Source organism: Curtobacterium sp. 458, assembly GCF_030406605.1.
Lineage (GTDB): Bacteria > Actinomycetota > Actinomycetes > Actinomycetales > Microbacteriaceae > Curtobacterium.
Window position 1 is genome coordinate 3,165,559 of sequence record NZ_CP129104.1, and the last position, 14,678, is coordinate 3,180,236.

Sequence of the window (14,678 nt, forward strand, 5' to 3'; positions counted from 1 at the left end):
TCCGGCCTGGAGGCCCGCCCCGCATCGTCGGGGCGGGCCTCCAGCTGGTTCCGTGGCCGGTCTGGTGCCGTGCCGCCGGGCGGCCAGGTCGGGCCTGGGTAGCGCGAGCCCGCTCCCACGAAAGCGACAGGTTCCGCGCGTGCCGTCACGACCTTCTGTCGCTTTCGTCGACCGCGACCTGTCGCCATCGCGAAGGCGACAGATGAGCGCTGGCGCAGGCCAACGAAGTGTCGCTTTCGGCATCGGGCAAGCCGGCCGGACTCGGGCAGCGTCGTACGCGGCTCTCGGCGGTGCGGGGACGACGAACGCCGCCGGGCACGAGGCCGGGCGGCGTTCGAGGGAGCGGAGGAAGCGCGGGAGCGGGTCAGCCGACGCGGTGGAGCCAGACGACGGGGTTGCCCTCGGCGGCGTGACGGAACGGCTCGAGTTCGTCGTCCCAGGCCTGACCGAGCGCCAGGCGCAGTTCGCGGTGGAGTTCGAGCGCGTTGCTGCCGGCGACCTCCATGGCGTAGCGGACGCGGTCCTCGGGCACGACCATGTTGCCCGTCACGTCGGTCTGCGCGTAGAACACTCCGAGGTCGGGCGTGTGCATCCAGCGGCCGCCGTCCGAGGTGCTGGTCGGCTCCTCGGTGACCTCGTACCGCAGGTGCTCCCAGCCGCGCAGGGCAGAAGCGATCGCCGCACCGGTACCGACCGAGCCGGTCCACGTGAACTCGGTGCGTCGCGCGCCGTCCTGCGCGGGCTGGTCGAGCCACGAGAAGTTCACGGCACGACTCATGGCGCGACCTGCTGCCCATTCGACGTGCGGGCAGAGCGCGCGTGGTGCGGAGTGCACGTAGAGCACCCCGGTCGTCGTTCCGTTCACGATTCCTCCGATTCGTCAGGTGCGACTTCCCCATCGACCTGAGCACTCGGAACCGTCCGCGGAACCATCGGTATGCGATTGTGATGTCCTGGCGGACACGCCCATTATGCAGCGTCAGCGCTGGGAACGCCAGGTCGACGCCGGCATCAGTGCAGAACCGCTCCGGAGGCGTCCACGGGGTGCCGCTCCCCCGCGGTGACCGCTGCTGCGATGCGGTTCTCCGGGGGCGGCACCGGGCAGGCGAACAAGTACGAGAAGGCGCACGGCGGCAGGACGACGGTGTTCCAGTCGAGGACGACGTCGGCGGCCTCGCCCGGGTCGTCGAGGTACAGGAAGCGGCCCATCGAGTACGTGCTCGACGGATCGGTCTCGGGCAGGGCGCTCGTGGCGTCCTGCACGATGAGCTGCAACCGCGGGACACCGCGGAACGCGGCGGACCGGACCACCACGAGGCGCACGGCGACGTCGCCGACCGTGGTGTCGACGTGCCCGGCGACCGGGAGCGCGACGCCGGCGGCGTCGAGGACGGCACCACGGGCCTCCAGGCCGTCACGCACCGGCACGTACCTGCCGGCGGTGACCCACGCGGCGTCGTGGTCGAAGCGGGCGATCCCGGCGAAGCGACCGATCGCCTCCGAGGCAGGGTCCCACACGCGCAGCGTGCGGTCCGTCACGGTGCCGGCGAGGCCGTCCGGGAAGGTCACCACCGAGGGCACCACGGCCTGGTCACCCGCGACGAGGACGGTGCCGTCGACCGGGACGTCGTCGACGACCACCCCGTCCGCGGAGTCCGCGGTGACGGTCAGGCCGCCCGGCGCCGGAGCCCAGCGGCCGGGCACCGGCCACACCGGCTGCTCGACGTCGACCTGCTGTGCGTTCACGAGGGCGAGCGGGCCGCGGGGTCCGCGCGCCCAACGGTCCCGGTCCGCGACGTGGTCGGCGAGGTCGGTCACAGCTGCTCTTGCCGCGGGTAGATGACCTTCTGGACGATGATGATCACCGACGCGGCGATCGGCACCGCGACGAGTGCGCCGAGCACACCGCCGATGGTGCCGCCCGCGACCGCGGCGATGACCACGAGGGCGCCGGGCACCTGCACCGCACGCGACATGATGCGCGGGGAGATGACGTACGCCTCGACCTGCATGTACACGAGGTAGTACACCGCTGCGGTCAGCGCCGTCGCCGGTGAGGCGAACAGGCACAGCAACGAGATCACGACCGCGGCGCTGAGCGTCCCGACGAGCGGGATCAGCGAGCCGAGGAAGGCGAAGGACGCGAGCAGCACCGGCAGCGGGGCGCCGATGATGAGGAGGAAGACCAGGCTGAGGACGCCGTTGATGAGCGCCTGCGAGATCTGCCCGACCACGTAGCGGCCGACGGCCTGGGTGATCTGCTCGCTGACGTCGACGAAGTTCTCGCGGCGGGACGCGGGCACGAACCGGTAGGTCATCGACTTCAGCCCACGCATCGACGCGAGGAAGTAGAGCATCAGGATGAGCACGATGAGCGCGCCCGTGAGCCCGGACAGGATGCCGCCACCGACCGCGAGGATGCCGCCGCCGAGGTTGAGCAAGTTGCTCGGGTTCTCCACGAACGACTGCACGGACTGCAGCGCGTGGTCGATGTCGAACGACCCGCTGAACTGCTTCGAGAGGTCCTGGAACCAGTCCTGCTGCGAGATGTCCTGGATGATGTCCGGGAAGTTCTGGATGAGGTTCGTCGCCTGCTGGATCAGGATCGGCACCACCGCGAAGATGACGCCGACGAACGCTGCGAGCACCGCGACGACCACCGCGAGGATGGCCGTCCAGCGCGGGATGAACCGTTCGAGGAACGACACGAGGGGGTCGATGCCGAGCGCCAGGAACAGCGCGACACCGATGTAGACGAGGACGGTGCTGAGCTCGCGGACGACGGCGCCGGCCGCGAGGGCGACGAGCACGCCGATCGCGCCCATGAAGCCGATGCGGAACGCGTTGACGCGGACGCCGGTGCCGCCGCGGGTCACCTCGAACGTGACGTTCGGGGTCGGCCCGAGTGGTTCGTGGTCGTGGGGCTTGCGCCGTGGGAGCTGCATGCGGGTCGGCCTTGTCTCGTTGTGCGGGCCTGCTCGAACCCGCGTCGGGATCGAGGGCGGGCCCAGTCGGTCGGACTTGCTCGAACCCGCGTCGGGATCGTAGGGCGGGCCCAGTCGGTCGGACTTGCTCGAACCCGCGTCGGGATCGTAGGGCGGGCGGGACTCGAACCCGCGGATCGTTCGGTTATGAGCCGACTGCCTTGACCAGCTTGGCTACCGCCCCTCGCCGGCGACCCGTCAGGCCACCGGCTCCCCACGATACAGCGCCTCGAACGTCGCGAGCGTGCGGTTGATGTCGTGTGGCTGGATCATCTCGAGACTCCGCTGCCGCATGGCGACGTAGTCCTCGTCCGATGCGGTGAGCACCGTCGTGAGCTTCTCGGCGAGGTCGCGTTCGTCACCGGGACGGAACAGGTACCCGTTGCCGTCGACCAGGTGCGGCAGCGCCATCGAGTCGGCCGCGACCACCGGCAGCCCGGACGCCATGCCCTCGAGCGACGAGATGCTCTGCAGCTCTGCCGTCGACGGCATCGCGAAGACAGTCGCGTTGGTGAGTGCGGTGCGCTTGTCCTCGTCGGTCACGAACCCCGCGAAGCGCACCCGGTCCTCGAGGCCGAGCTCGCGGGTGAGCGCGGTCAGCTTCGGGATCATCTCGCCGCCGCCGACGATGGTCAGGTGCGCGTGCAGCTCCGCCGGGAGCAGCGGCAGCGCGCGGACGAGGACGTCGAGGTTCTTCTCCGGCGCGACCCGACCGACGAACACGATCTCGTTGTTCACGGGACGGCCCTCGCGGGCGACGTACCGTGTGACGTCGAGTCCGCAGGAGATCGCGAGGACGCGCTGCCCGGCGATGGCCTTCCGCAGGTAGTCGGCCGCGAGGTTCGTCGGCGTCGTGATCGCGTCGGCGATGCGGTACGTCTTCGCTGCGTCGCGCCAGGCGATCCGGATCGCGGTCGGGATGATCCACTTGCTCAGCGGCACGTAGTCGAGCAGGTTCTCCGGCATGAAGTGGTTCGTCGCGACGACGCGGATGCCGCGGTCGTGTGCTTCACGGGCGACGCCGCGGCCGACGACGATGTGGGACTGGATGTGCACGACGTCGGGGCGGACGGCGTCGAGGATGGGCGCGGTGAGCTTCCGGACGCTCCACGGCCAGACGAACCGGAGCCAGGCGTGCGTCGGCCACTTGTACGACTTCAACCGGTGGACGACGAGCTGGACGCCGCGGTGCTCCTCTTCGGCGGTGCCGTGGTGGCTCGAGGACGCGGGCGCGACGACGTGGACCTCGTGGCCGCGCTCGGCGAGCCCGACGGCGAGCTGCTCGGCGAAGGTCGCGGCGCCGTTGACGTCGGGCGGGAAGGTGTCCGCCGCGATGAGGACCCGCAGCGGTCGGCGTCCGGCCGTCGCACCCGTCGACTCGGCGGTGGCGGTGGTGGCATCTGCTGACACGGCGGGCAAGGTCCTCTCGTGGGCGGTGTCCTGGTCGGTGTGGAACGCTACCGTATGCGCTCCCGGCCCGGCGTCCGCCTCGCGGTGGACCCTGGGCCGCCCACGTCACCACCCTGCACGTCAGGACCGTGTCTGGGGGTGGTGCTTCGCGAGGAGGAACACCCCGGTGATCGCGATGGCGGCCGCGACGACGAACCCGAGCACGGCACCGACGGGTGCGCCGGTGGCCTCGTCGAGGACGATCACGCCGATGCCGACCGCCACGATCGGGTCGATGACGGTGAGACCGGCGATCACGAGGTCGGCGGAGCCGCTCGAGTAGGCGTTCTGCACGAAGTACCCGCCGAGCGACGCGGCGACCACGACCCCGAGGATCGCGACGACCGTCAGCCAGTCGAACGTGCCGTTGAGCAGGCGGTTCAGGACGACCTTCGCCAGCGTCGCCACGAAACCGTAGAGCACGCCGGCACCGACGATGTAGTACAGCGCGTTGCGGTGCTGCGCCACGAACCGGAAGGACACGAGCACGAGCGCCAGCACGACCGCGAGGATGACGAGCACCGTGATGAGCTGCTGCCTCGTGATCGCGCTCTCGTGCCCGACGAAGGCCGCGATGCCGACGAAGATGCCGACGCCGATGATGCACGTCCACACCGCCCGGCGCGCACGACGGCCGAGCGGGACGCCGCTGGCACGCGAGGAGAACCACGTGGTGATGACGAGCGCGACGGCACCGAGCGGCTGCACGACGATGAGCGGCGCGTTGGCGATGCTGAACAGCTGCAGCACGACGGCCAACCCGAGCATGAGCGTGCCGAGCACCCAGTAGCCGCTCGACACCAGCGCGAGCACGTGCCGGATGCTGAGGCCCTTCGACTGCCGTCCGAGCCGGGCCTCGACCCGCTGGACGCCGCGACTCTGGAACTGCGCGCCGAGCGACAGGAAGACCGCACCGAGCAGTGCGACGGGGATCATGAGCGCCTGGAACGGGGTCAGGTTGCTGACCGCGTCGGGGAGCGGGAGGTCCGTCGTCACGCGTCGAGGCTACCGGTCCTCGCCGGATAACCTGGGTGAATGGCCGTCCTCCCGATCCGCATCACCGGTGAACCCGTCCTCCACGAGCGCGCCACGGAGGTGACCGAGTTCGACGACGCGCTCCGCGAGCTCGTGGCGGACATGTTCGAGACGATGGACCTGGCCCCCGGAGTCGGACTCGCCGGTCCGCAGGTCGGCATCGGCAAGCGGCTCTTCGTCTACTCATGGACCGATGATGACGAGGTCCAGCACCGCGGCGCGGCGATCAACCCCGTCCTGTGGATCACTCCCCCGGTCCCCGAGGCCGTGGAGGAACTCGACGAGGACGACGAGTCCGAGGGCTGCCTCTCGATCCCCGGTGAGCGCTTCCCGCTCCGGCGATCAGGGGGTGCGCTCCTCCGCGCGTTCGACGAGCACGGCGATCCGTTCGAGGTCGAGGCGCACGGCTGGCTCGCCCGCGTCTTCCAGCACGAGTACGACCACCTCGACGGCTACCTCTACGCGGACCGACTCGGGCACCCGTACGGCAAGCAGGTCACGAAGGCCGTCCGGAAGAACAGCTGGGGCGGACCGGGCAAGTCGTGGCTGCCCGGTCGCGACCACCCGGAGGGCTGAGCGGCCCACACCCGCGCTCCGCACGCGCGATCACCGGCCTGGAGGCACGGCTCACCCCCGGTAGGTCGCCAACGCCTCCTGCAGGCGGTCGCGTTCGGGGTGTCCGGGACAGTAGGCGAGCAGACCCGCTGCACGCTTCGCGGCGTCCGCCGTGCGGACCCGCTCGACCCACGGGCCGGCACCGCGCACCGCGCACCACGCCGCGAGTTCGTCCAGCGTCGCCGTGCCGTCGGCAGCACGGACCGCATCGGCCTGCTGGTCGGACATCGCGCTCCCGGTGGTGCGGGTCGCCGTGCACGAAGCCCGACGGTCCTCCCACGCGGCGGAGTACGTCGTGTAGGTCTCGGTCGCGTCGCCCGTCCCCCTACGGCACCTGAAGGCGAACATGACCGGCGCGGTCCCCGTCACCGCTGCGCCCGCGGCCCGGGTGCTCGACGGCTCCTCGGGTTCGGCCTCGGCGGACGTGCACGCGCTCAGCAGCACGCTCGCCGTGACGACGAGCGCCAGGGTGAGGACGGGCCGGATCGAGCGCACCTGAGAACGCTAACAGGCTCCCCCGCGTGCGACCCGAGTCTCGGCACGCCCGACCCCGAGTCTCGGTCAGCCTTCCCCCGAGTCTCGGCTCCAGCGACTCATCTCGCCCCGGGGAGCACGAGAGACGTCGCCCACCACGAGAGACGTCGCCGACGACGAGACTCGGCGCGACACCGGCAGCGGGACGCAGGCCACGCACCGCGCACGCAAAAGACCCCCACCGCGAACGGTGAGGGTCTGTCGCTCCCCGAGTTGGACTCGAACCAACAACCTGCCGGTTAACAGCCGGCTGCTCTGCCAATTGAGCTATCGAGGATCAGTTGCTCTGCTGAACAACGGGTAACAGCATAGCAGTACGCGGACCCCGCCCACCGCATCGGGAGCACACCCCGGGCGTGGCGAGCCGCCGCGACGCCGGACGACCGGCTCAGTACCCCGCGGCCGGGTCCACGACGCCGACGAAGCCCGAGCCGTCCCCGCCGAGGAACGCCGTCGTGTTCGTCCGGACGCGCTCGGCCAGGAGCGGCGCCACCATCTCCGGCGTGTCCGCCTGGTGCGGGGTGATGATCGCTCCCGGCTCGCTCCAGAGCGGATGCCCGTCCGGCAGTGGCTCCGGGTCCGTGACGTCGAGTCCAGCGGCCGCGATCGAGCCGTCCCGCAGCGCGGTGAGCAGCGCGTCGGTGTCGACGAGGCCCCCGCGCGCGATGTTCACCAGCCGCGCCGAGTCCTTCATGACGGCGAACTGGTGCGCCCCGAACAGCTTGGACGTCCCGGAGGTCATCGCGGCGGCGATCATCACGACGTCGGCGTCGGGCAGGACCTCGTCGAGCTGGTCGGTCGGCACCGTGCGGTCGGCGGACTCCACCGGCGCCGACGACCGCCGGACGACGGTCACGTGCACGTCGAACGGGCGCAGCAGCCGGATGTACTCCAGCGCGATGCCGCCGGCGCCGATCACGACGACGTTCCGGCCGTACAGCGACACGCCCTCGGGCTCCGTCGCCCACGAGGTCGCCCGGGCCCGCTTCTGGAGCACCCGGAGCGTGCCGAGCGTCAGCGCGAGGGCGTGCTCGGCCACCGGCTCGGCGTACGCACCCTTGGCGGAGGTGAACAGGACGCGGTCCCCGTGCGCCTCGATGAGCCCGGCGAAGGCGTCGACCCCGGCGAACGGGAGTTGCACCCAGGACACGTCGGGAGCGTCGTCGAGCGCCGACGCGAGTCCGTCCGGGTCGCGCGGGTCGAGCCAGACGATCCCGCGGGTGTCGGGACCGAGCGGGGCGACGGTCCCGCCGGCCTCGACGACGGCGGAGACGTGCAGGTCGGCCTCGGACGGCAGGATCGCGACCGGGCCGGCCTGCGGCGGGGCGACGGGCAGCGGAGCCCCGGCGTCGGTGACGACCGCGCGGTGCCCGCGGACCCCCTCCGACGCGGCGAAACGACCGGGCGTGGCGCTCACGCCTGCTCCTGCCGTTCCAGCCGAGCGACGGTCGCGGCCGGCACACCGAGCGACGACGCACCGGCGGATGGTGCTGAGCCGGGCCGTCGCGGAGCCGACGAACGTCGGGGCGCCGCGGGTGCACCAGCGGCACCGGTTCCGGCCGGCCGGCGCTTGACCGGGCGGGAGGCCGTGGCGGCGAGGGTCTTCACGTAGGGGTCGACCGGGTTGTCGAGCACCTCGTCGAACGTCCCGAGCCCGACGAGCCGACCGTCGGCCATGACGGCGACTCGGTCGGCGAGGGCACGTGCCTCGCGGAGGTCGCTCGACACGACGACCGCCGAGAACTGGCGACCCTGCTGCAGGTTGGCGAGGGCCTCGAGCACCGACTGCCGCACGAGCACGTCGACGCCACGGGCCGGTTCGTCGGCGACGAGCAGCTGCGGCTCGAGGATCAGCGCACGGGCGAGCGCGACACGCTGCCGCTGACCGCTCGAGAGCTCCCACGTGTTGAGGCGCATCGACCCGAGCGGCAGGTGCACGGCGTCGAGCAGCCGAGCGACCATGAGGCCCGCTTCCTTGCGGTCGAACCGGCGGTCGCGCACGTAGATCGGCTCGGCGACGGCCTCGCCGACGGTGAGGTCGGGGCTCAGCCGGTCAGCGGCGTCCTGCGGGAGGTACCCGATCCGCCCGCTCAGCCGGTCGAGCTTCCGCGACGACGCCCGCAGGCCGCGGGTCTTCTGCCCGAGGACCGTCAGTTCGCCGCCGATGATCTGGCGCCGGTACGCGCCCTCGCCCTCGCCGTGCGCGCCGAGCTGGCCGGCGATCGCCGCCGCCAACGTCGACTTGCCCGATCCGGACTCACCGAGGACGGCGAGGATCTCCCCCTGTCGCAGCGACAGGCTCACGCCGTCGACCGCGCGGATCGGTTCCCCCGCTCGGCCGCTCCGGTACTCGATCGACACGTCGTCCGCGACGACCGCCGGGCCGTTCACCGCGATCATGGGTCCCCTTCCACGCCGCCCCCTGGCGGCGGTCCGCGCGGCGACGTGGGAGACGTCGCCGCGTGTGCACAGCAGTGGAGGCGACAGCCTGGAGGCGCGGCGCGCGTCGTCGACGCGGGTCGCGCCTCCAGGCTGGCGCGGTCGGGTCAGGACCCGACGTTCTCCAGTCGCTCCAGCGTACGCCGTCGCTCGGCCTGTTCGGCCGGGTCCGGCACCGGGAGCGACGCCAGGAGACGCTGCGTGTAGGGGTGCTGCGGCGCGCCGAGGACCTGCGCGGTGGTCCCGGTCTCCACGAGGTCACCGCGGTACAGCACCGCGATCCGGTCGGAGAGCGCGCCGACCACGGCCAGGTCGTGGCTGATGAAGAGCGACGCGAACCCGAGGTCCTGCTGGAGTTCCAGGAACAGTTCGAGCACGCGTGCCTGCACCGACACGTCGAGCGCACTCGTCGGCTCGTCGGCGATGAGGAGCTTCGGCCGGAGCGCGAGCGACCGGGCGAGCGACGCGCGCTGACGCTGACCGCCGGACAGCTCGTGCGGGTAGCGGTCGCCGTACGCCGCCGGCAGCTGCACCGCCTCGAGCAGTTCGTCGACGCGCTTCCGGGCCGCTCGCGGGCTGCGGACCTCGCCGTGCACGACGAGCGGCTCGGCGACGCACTCCGCGATCGTGAGCAGTGGGTTGAACGACGTCGCCGGGTCCTGGAACACGAACCCGATGTCCTTGCGGTGCCGCTTGAAGTCCCGCTCCCGGTAACCGAGCATCTCGGTGCCGAGGACGTTCAGCGAGCCGCCCGTGACCCGGGTGAGCCCGGCGATCGCCCGACCGATGGTGGTCTTGCCCGAGCCGGACTCCCCCACCAGGCCGAGGACCTCACCGGGGCGGATCGCGAGGTCGACGCCCTTGACCGCCTTGAACGCGTGCGACCCGAGCCGGCCGGGGTACTCGATCTCGAGTCCCTTCGCCGACACGAGCGGCTCGACGTCCTCCGAGATCGCGGCTCGGCGCGCCGTGCCCGTCGAGGCCTCGAGTCGGGGCACCGCAGCGAGCAGACGCTTCGTGTAGTCGGCCTGCGGGTTCGCGAAGAGCTCGCGGACCGGGGCCTCCTCGACGATCTCGCCCTGGTACATCACGGCGACGCGGTCGGCCAGGTCGGCCACCACGCCCATGTTGTGGGTGATGATGACGATCGCCGCGCCGAACTCGTCGCGGCAGCGCCGGAGGAGGTCGAGGATCTCCGCCTGCACGGTCACGTCGAGCGCGGTGGTCGGCTCGTCGGCGATGATGACGCTCGGCTCGAGGGCCAGCGCCGACGCGATCACGACGCGCTGCTTCTGCCCGCCGGAGAACTGGTGCGGGAAGTGGTCGACGCGCTCCTCCGGGTCGGGGATCCCGACGCGGCGGAGGTAGTCGATCGCCTTCGCCCGGGCGTCCTTCTTCGAGACCCCGCCGTGGGCGCGGAGTCCCTCGGCGATCTGCCACCCGACCGTGAAGACCGGGTTGAGCGCGGTGCTCGGTTCCTGGAAGACCATCGCGCCCGCGGTGCCGCGGAGCTCGCGGAGCTTCTGCGCGCCGACGCTCACCACGTCGGTGCCGTCGAGGTACACGGCCCCGCCGAGGGTCGCGGTCTCGGGCATGAGCCGGAGCATGCTCCGCGCGGTCACCGACTTGCCCGAACCCGACTCGCCGACGAGGGCGAGGACCTCGCCCGGCCGCACGTCGATGCTGACGCCCTTGACGGCGTCGACGGCACCGTTGTCGGTGGCGAAGGTCACGGTCAGGTCGTCGACGACGGCGACCGGCTCGGCGCGCGGTGCGCGGGCGTCGGCCGGGAGGCCCGTGGTTGCGTCCGTCATGCGGCCGCTCCTTCCGTGCTGGCCGCCTGCTTGCGCGACACGAGCTGCTTCAGCCGGCGGCGGGCGCGCAGACGGGGGTCGGAGATGTCGTTGAGGCTCTCACCGATGAAGGTCACGCCGAGCACGAGCACGACGATCGCGACACCGGGGAAGACACCCGTCCACCACACGCCCGACGCGACGTCGGACAGCGCGCGGCTGAGGTCGTAGCCCCACTCGGCGCCGGCGGTCGGGCCGATGCCGAACCCGAGGAAGCCGAGGCCCGCGAGCGTCAGGATCGCGTCGCTCGCGTTGAGGGTGAGGATGAGCGGGAGGCTCCGCGTGCTGTTGCGCAGGACGTGCCTGGTCATGATCCGCCACGGGTTGGTCCCCATGACGCGGGCCGACTCGACGAACGCCTCGTTCTTCAGGCGGACGGCCTCGGCGCGGACGACCCGGAAGTACTGCGGCACGTAGACCACCGTGATCGAGATCGCCGCGGCGATGATGCCGCCCGCGTAGCTCGAGTTCCCGCCGGAGACCACGATCGAGACGACGATCGCGAGGAGCAGCGACGGGAAGGCGTAGATCGCGTCCGCGACGACGACCAGGATCCGGTCGAGCCAGCCGCCGAGGTAGCCGGAGACCATGCCGAGGATCACACCGATCGTGATCGACACGATGACCGCGACGATGACGACGAGGACGGCCGTGCGAGCGCCGTAGACGACGCGGCTGAACACGTCGAACCCACCGACCGTGGTGCCCCAGATGTGCTCGGGGCTCGGCGCCGCCGTACGCGGGAAGCCCTGGCCGTCTGCACCCTGCAGCTGGCCGAAGCTGTACGGGGCGATGAGCGGCGCGGCGATCGCGACGATGAGGTACAGGGCGCAGATGACCACGCCGGTGATGAGCATGGCACGCTGCCAGCCGGTGCTCCTGCGGAGCTGGACGACCACGGGCAGGCGCTTCCACAGCGGCTCGTGGCGGTCGACGAGGGCGGTGTCGGCCATCGCTAGAACCTCACTCTCGGGTCGATGAGCGCGGCGACGACGTCGACGACGAAGTTCGTCACCGCGACGATCACCGCGAGCATCGCGACGATGCCCTGGACCGCGACGAAGTCGCGGGCCGACAGGTACTGGTTGAGCTCGAAGCCGAGCCCGCGCCACCCGAAGGTGGTCTCGGTCAGGACGGAACCACCGAGCAGCATGGCGATCTGGAGCCCCATCACCGTGATGATCGGCACGAGGGCGGGACGGAAGGCGTGCGTCCGGACGAGCCGTGCCTCCCGGACGCCGCGCGAGCGGGCCGCATCCACGTACTCGGAACCGAGCGAGCCGATCATGTTGGCGCGCACGAGGCGGAGGAAGATGCCGGCTGTGAGCAGACCGAGCGTCAGCGCGGGCAGGACGGCGTGCGCGAGCACGTCGCCGATGATCTGGGCGTTGCCGGTGCGGAGCGCGTCGACGATGTAGATGCCGCTCGCGCCGGGGATGTTGTCGAGCACGAGGCTGACCCGGGTCGACGCGCGGTCACCGAGCGGCAACCAACCGAGCCACACCGAGAACACGAGCTTGAGGAGCAGACCGCCGAAGAACACCGGCGTCGCGTACGTCAGGATCGCGAGGGCACGGAACAGCACGTCCGGCCACTTGTCGCGGACGTACGCCGCGAGCATGCCGAGCGGGATGCCGAGGACGAGGGCGACGATGAGCGCGTAGAACACGAGCTCGGCCGTCGCGCCGCCGTACTGCAGGATGATCTCGGTGATCGGTCGGTGGTCCGTCGTCGTCTCGCCGAAGTCCAGCCGGACGATGTTGCCGAGGTACTCGAAGTACTGCACGAGGACCGGCCGGTCGTAGCCCGCCGCGTGCAGGCGTTCCTGCAGCTGGTCGGGCGTGAGGCGACCGCCGACGGACGCGGTGATCGGGTTCCCGATGACGCGCATCAGGAAGAACACGAGCGTCACGAGGATGAAGACGGTCGGGAAGATCAGGAGGAACCGGACGAGGACGTACCGGCCGAGTCCGCCGCCCTGCCCCTTGGCACGTCGCTGTGCCTGGGGCTTGGTGGGGTCGGTGGCCAGGTCCGAGCTCGCCTCCGGGGTGCTGAGGGTCACGGGTGGGTGCCTTTCGGGACGTGGTCAGGGGGCGCTCCGTCGTGGAGCGCCCCCTGGGGTCACATCGGTGTTACTTGGAGAGGGTCGCGTAGCGGAACTTGAACGAGGCGTCGAGGGTCAGGCCCTTGACGTCCTTGCCGGCGACGGCGATCGACTTGCCCTGCAGGAGCGGGAGGGTCGAGATCTGCTCGGCCTCGCGCTGCTGCGCCTGCTCGATGAGGTCGGCGCGCTTCGACGCGTCGGACTCCGCCTGCTCCTCGGAGATGAGCTTCTGGATCGTCGGGTCGTCGTAGTGGTTCTGCACGAAGTTGTCCTTCGTGAAGAACGGCGACAGGTAGTTGTCCGCGTCCGAGAAGTCCGGGAACCAACCGAGCTGGTACACCGGGTAGGCGTCCTTCGTGCGGTCGACCGCGTAGGTCGTGTAGACCGTCGACTGGATGTTCACGGTGAACAGGCCCGAGTTCTCGAGCTGCGTCTTGAGCTCGGCGTACTCGTCGTCCGAGGTCGAACCGTAGTGGTCCGGCGCGTACTGGATGTCGAGCTGCACCTTGCCGGTTACACCGGCGTCGGACAGCGTCTTCTTCGCCTTGTCCACGTCCGCGCCGCCGTCGCCGTCGCCGTAGAGCGTCTTGAACGGCGTCGCCGCACCGGTCAGGCCGTCCGGGACCATCGAGTAGACGGGCGAGTACGTGTTGTTGTACACGTCCTTCGCGAGCTTCTCGCGGTCCACGACGTCCGCGACCGCCTGGCGCACCGCGAGTGCCTTCGCCTCGTCGGCGTCGGACTGGCCGGTGCCGAACGGCTGTGTCTTGAAGTTGAAGACGAGGTAGCGGAGCTCGCCACCGGGGCCGTCGGTGACCTTGACGTCCTTGTCCTTGCGCAGGTCGGCGATGTCGGTCGGCGTGAGCGAGCGGTACGCCACGTCGACGTCGCCCTGCTGCACGGCCAGCTTGAGGTCGGTCTCCTTGGTGTAGTAGCTGGCGGTGACCTCGTCGGTCTTCGCCTTGCCGAGGAGGCCGTCGTACTCCTTGTTCGCCTTGTACTGGATCGTGTCGTTCTCCTTGTACGAGGTGATCTCGTACTGCCCGGCGAACGCCTTGCCCTTGACGATGTCGGCCGCGGGGGTGAGCTTGTCGGCCGAGAAGACCTGCTCGTCGACGATCGGACCGGCGGGGCTCGAGAGCACCTGCGGCCAGGTCTGGTCGGCGTGGTCGAGGTTGAACACGACCGTGGTGTCGTCCGGGGTGTCGATGCTCTTGAGGTTCGCGAGCAGCGACTGCGGGCCGTTCTCGTTGTTGATCTTGAGCTCGCGGTCGAACGAGAACTTCACGTCGCTCGACGTGAGGTCGTGCCCGTTCGCGAACTTCAGGCCCTTCTTGAGCGTCACCGTGTACGTGGTGTCGTTCGTGAACTCGCCCTTGGTCGCGATGTCCGGCTTGACGTCCGGGCTGCCGACGGGGGTGTTCATCAGGAACGGGAACACCTGGTTCTGCACGGCGAAGGAGCCGTTGTCGTAGGAGCCGGCCGGGTCGAGCGACGTGATCTTGTCGGTCGTGCCGATCGTCATGCCGTTCAGGTCGGTGGACGACACGCTGCCGCTCGCGCAGCCGGTGAGCACCAGCGCCGTCGCTGCTGCCCCGGCGCCGAGCGCGATGCCGCGCTTGCCCCACTTGGTGACGGATGCCATGTCCGTGTACCTCTCTGGTG

The 14,678-nt window shown here is 70.6% G+C and carries 13 protein-coding genes and 2 tRNA genes; 1 reads left to right on the plus strand and 14 read right to left on the minus strand.

Going from position 1 to position 14,678, the window contains the following annotated elements:
• Positions 1-364 precede the first annotated feature (364 nt).
• The 6 genes from QPJ90_RS15350 to QPJ90_RS15375 form a co-directional block, all read right to left on the minus strand.
• Positions 365-844 carry a DUF3145 domain-containing protein gene (locus tag QPJ90_RS15350; RefSeq protein ID WP_290134250.1) on the minus strand — a complete coding sequence of 160 codons (480 nt, stop codon included), beginning with the start codon at positions 842-844 and terminating at the stop codon, positions 365-367.
• A gap of 167 nt (positions 845-1,011) precedes the next feature.
• Positions 1,012-1,818 (minus strand): DUF1684 domain-containing protein, encoded by an 807-nt coding sequence (locus tag QPJ90_RS15355; RefSeq protein WP_290132014.1) that lies wholly within the window; start codon positions 1,816-1,818, stop codon positions 1,012-1,014.
• Complete coding sequence (locus QPJ90_RS15360) at positions 1,815-2,945, minus strand: AI-2E family transporter (protein WP_290132015.1); 1,131 nt, start codon at positions 2,943-2,945, stop codon at positions 1,815-1,817. Before QPJ90_RS15360 ends, QPJ90_RS15355 begins: the two co-directional genes overlap by 4 nt.
• Before the next feature lie 148 nt (positions 2,946-3,093).
• Positions 3,094-3,168 (minus strand) — tRNA-Ile (locus QPJ90_RS15365).
• A gap of 14 nt (positions 3,169-3,182) precedes the next feature.
• Positions 3,183-4,394 (minus strand): glycosyltransferase, encoded by a 1,212-nt coding sequence (locus tag QPJ90_RS15370; protein WP_290132016.1) that lies wholly within the window; start codon positions 4,392-4,394, stop codon positions 3,183-3,185.
• Positions 4,395-4,514: 120 nt separating this feature from the next.
• Positions 4,515-5,429 carry a DMT family transporter gene (locus QPJ90_RS15375; protein ID WP_290132017.1) on the minus strand — a complete coding sequence of 305 codons (915 nt, stop codon included), beginning with the start codon at positions 5,427-5,429 and terminating at the stop codon, positions 4,515-4,517.
• Between the two features lie 39 nt (positions 5,430-5,468).
• Here QPJ90_RS15375 and def point away from each other — a divergent pair, with 39 nt between their 5' ends.
• On the plus strand, positions 5,469-6,044 hold the full coding sequence (gene def, locus QPJ90_RS15380; protein ID WP_290132018.1) for a peptide deformylase: 576 nt from the start codon (positions 5,469-5,471) through the stop codon (positions 6,042-6,044).
• Positions 6,045-6,095: 51 nt separating this feature from the next.
• Here the strand turns inward: def and QPJ90_RS15385 are convergent, their stop codons facing one another.
• The 8 genes from QPJ90_RS15385 to QPJ90_RS15420 all read right to left on the minus strand — a co-directional run bounded on the left by QPJ90_RS15385 (position 6,096) and on the right by QPJ90_RS15420 (position 14,658).
• On the minus strand, positions 6,096-6,578 hold the full coding sequence (locus QPJ90_RS15385) for a hypothetical protein (protein WP_290132019.1): 483 nt from the start codon (positions 6,576-6,578) through the stop codon (positions 6,096-6,098).
• 243 nt (positions 6,579-6,821) lie between these two features.
• A tRNA-Asn gene (locus tag QPJ90_RS15390) sits at positions 6,822-6,894 on the minus strand.
• A gap of 111 nt (positions 6,895-7,005) precedes the next feature.
• Positions 7,006-8,034, minus strand: coding sequence for a D-isomer specific 2-hydroxyacid dehydrogenase family protein (locus QPJ90_RS15395; protein ID WP_290132020.1), 1,029 nt, complete (start codon positions 8,032-8,034; stop codon positions 7,006-7,008).
• Entirely contained in the window at positions 8,031-9,017 is a 987-nt protein-coding gene (locus QPJ90_RS15400) for a dipeptide/oligopeptide/nickel ABC transporter ATP-binding protein (protein WP_290132021.1), read from the minus strand. The genes QPJ90_RS15395 and QPJ90_RS15400 overlap by 4 nt, the downstream gene beginning before the upstream one ends.
• 146 nt (positions 9,018-9,163) lie before the next feature.
• Positions 9,164-10,870, minus strand: coding sequence for an ABC transporter ATP-binding protein (locus tag QPJ90_RS15405; protein WP_290132022.1), 1,707 nt, complete (start codon positions 10,868-10,870; stop codon positions 9,164-9,166).
• The gene (locus QPJ90_RS15410; RefSeq protein ID WP_290132023.1) at positions 10,867-11,862 is read right to left on the minus strand and encodes an ABC transporter permease; all 996 of its coding nucleotides are present in this window, start codon (positions 11,860-11,862) and stop codon (positions 10,867-10,869) included. Before QPJ90_RS15410 ends, QPJ90_RS15405 begins: the two co-directional genes overlap by 4 nt.
• A gap of 2 nt (positions 11,863-11,864) precedes the next feature.
• A complete protein-coding gene (locus QPJ90_RS15415) occupies positions 11,865-12,938 on the minus strand; it encodes an ABC transporter permease (protein ID WP_290134251.1) in 1,074 nt (357 codons plus the stop codon).
• A 103-nt stretch (positions 12,939-13,041) separates the two neighbouring features.
• The gene (locus QPJ90_RS15420) at positions 13,042-14,658 is read right to left on the minus strand and encodes an ABC transporter substrate-binding protein (protein WP_290132024.1); all 1,617 of its coding nucleotides are present in this window, start codon (positions 14,656-14,658) and stop codon (positions 13,042-13,044) included.
• Between the last annotated feature and the right edge of the window lie 20 nt (positions 14,659-14,678).

What these genes read in the sequence shown, in the direction of transcription:
- QPJ90_RS15360 (WP_290132015.1), bottom strand. Translation starts at nt 2,945, where the DNA reads ATGCAGCTCCCACGGCGCAAGCCCCACGACCACGAACCACTCGGGCCG.
- def (WP_290132018.1), top strand. Translation starts at nt 5,469, where the DNA reads ATGGCCGTCCTCCCGATCCGCATCACCGGTGAACCCGTCCTCCACGAG.
- QPJ90_RS15400 (WP_290132021.1), bottom strand. Translation starts at nt 9,017, where the DNA reads ATGATCGCGGTGAACGGCCCGGCGGTCGTCGCGGACGACGTGTCGATC.
- QPJ90_RS15405 (WP_290132022.1), bottom strand. Translation starts at nt 10,870, where the DNA reads ATGACGGACGCAACCACGGGCCTCCCGGCCGACGCCCGCGCACCGCGC.
- QPJ90_RS15410 (WP_290132023.1), bottom strand. Translation starts at nt 11,862, where the DNA reads ATGGCCGACACCGCCCTCGTCGACCGCCACGAGCCGCTGTGGAAGCGC.
- QPJ90_RS15420 (WP_290132024.1), bottom strand. Translation starts at nt 14,658, where the DNA reads ATGGCATCCGTCACCAAGTGGGGCAAGCGCGGCATCGCGCTCGGCGCC.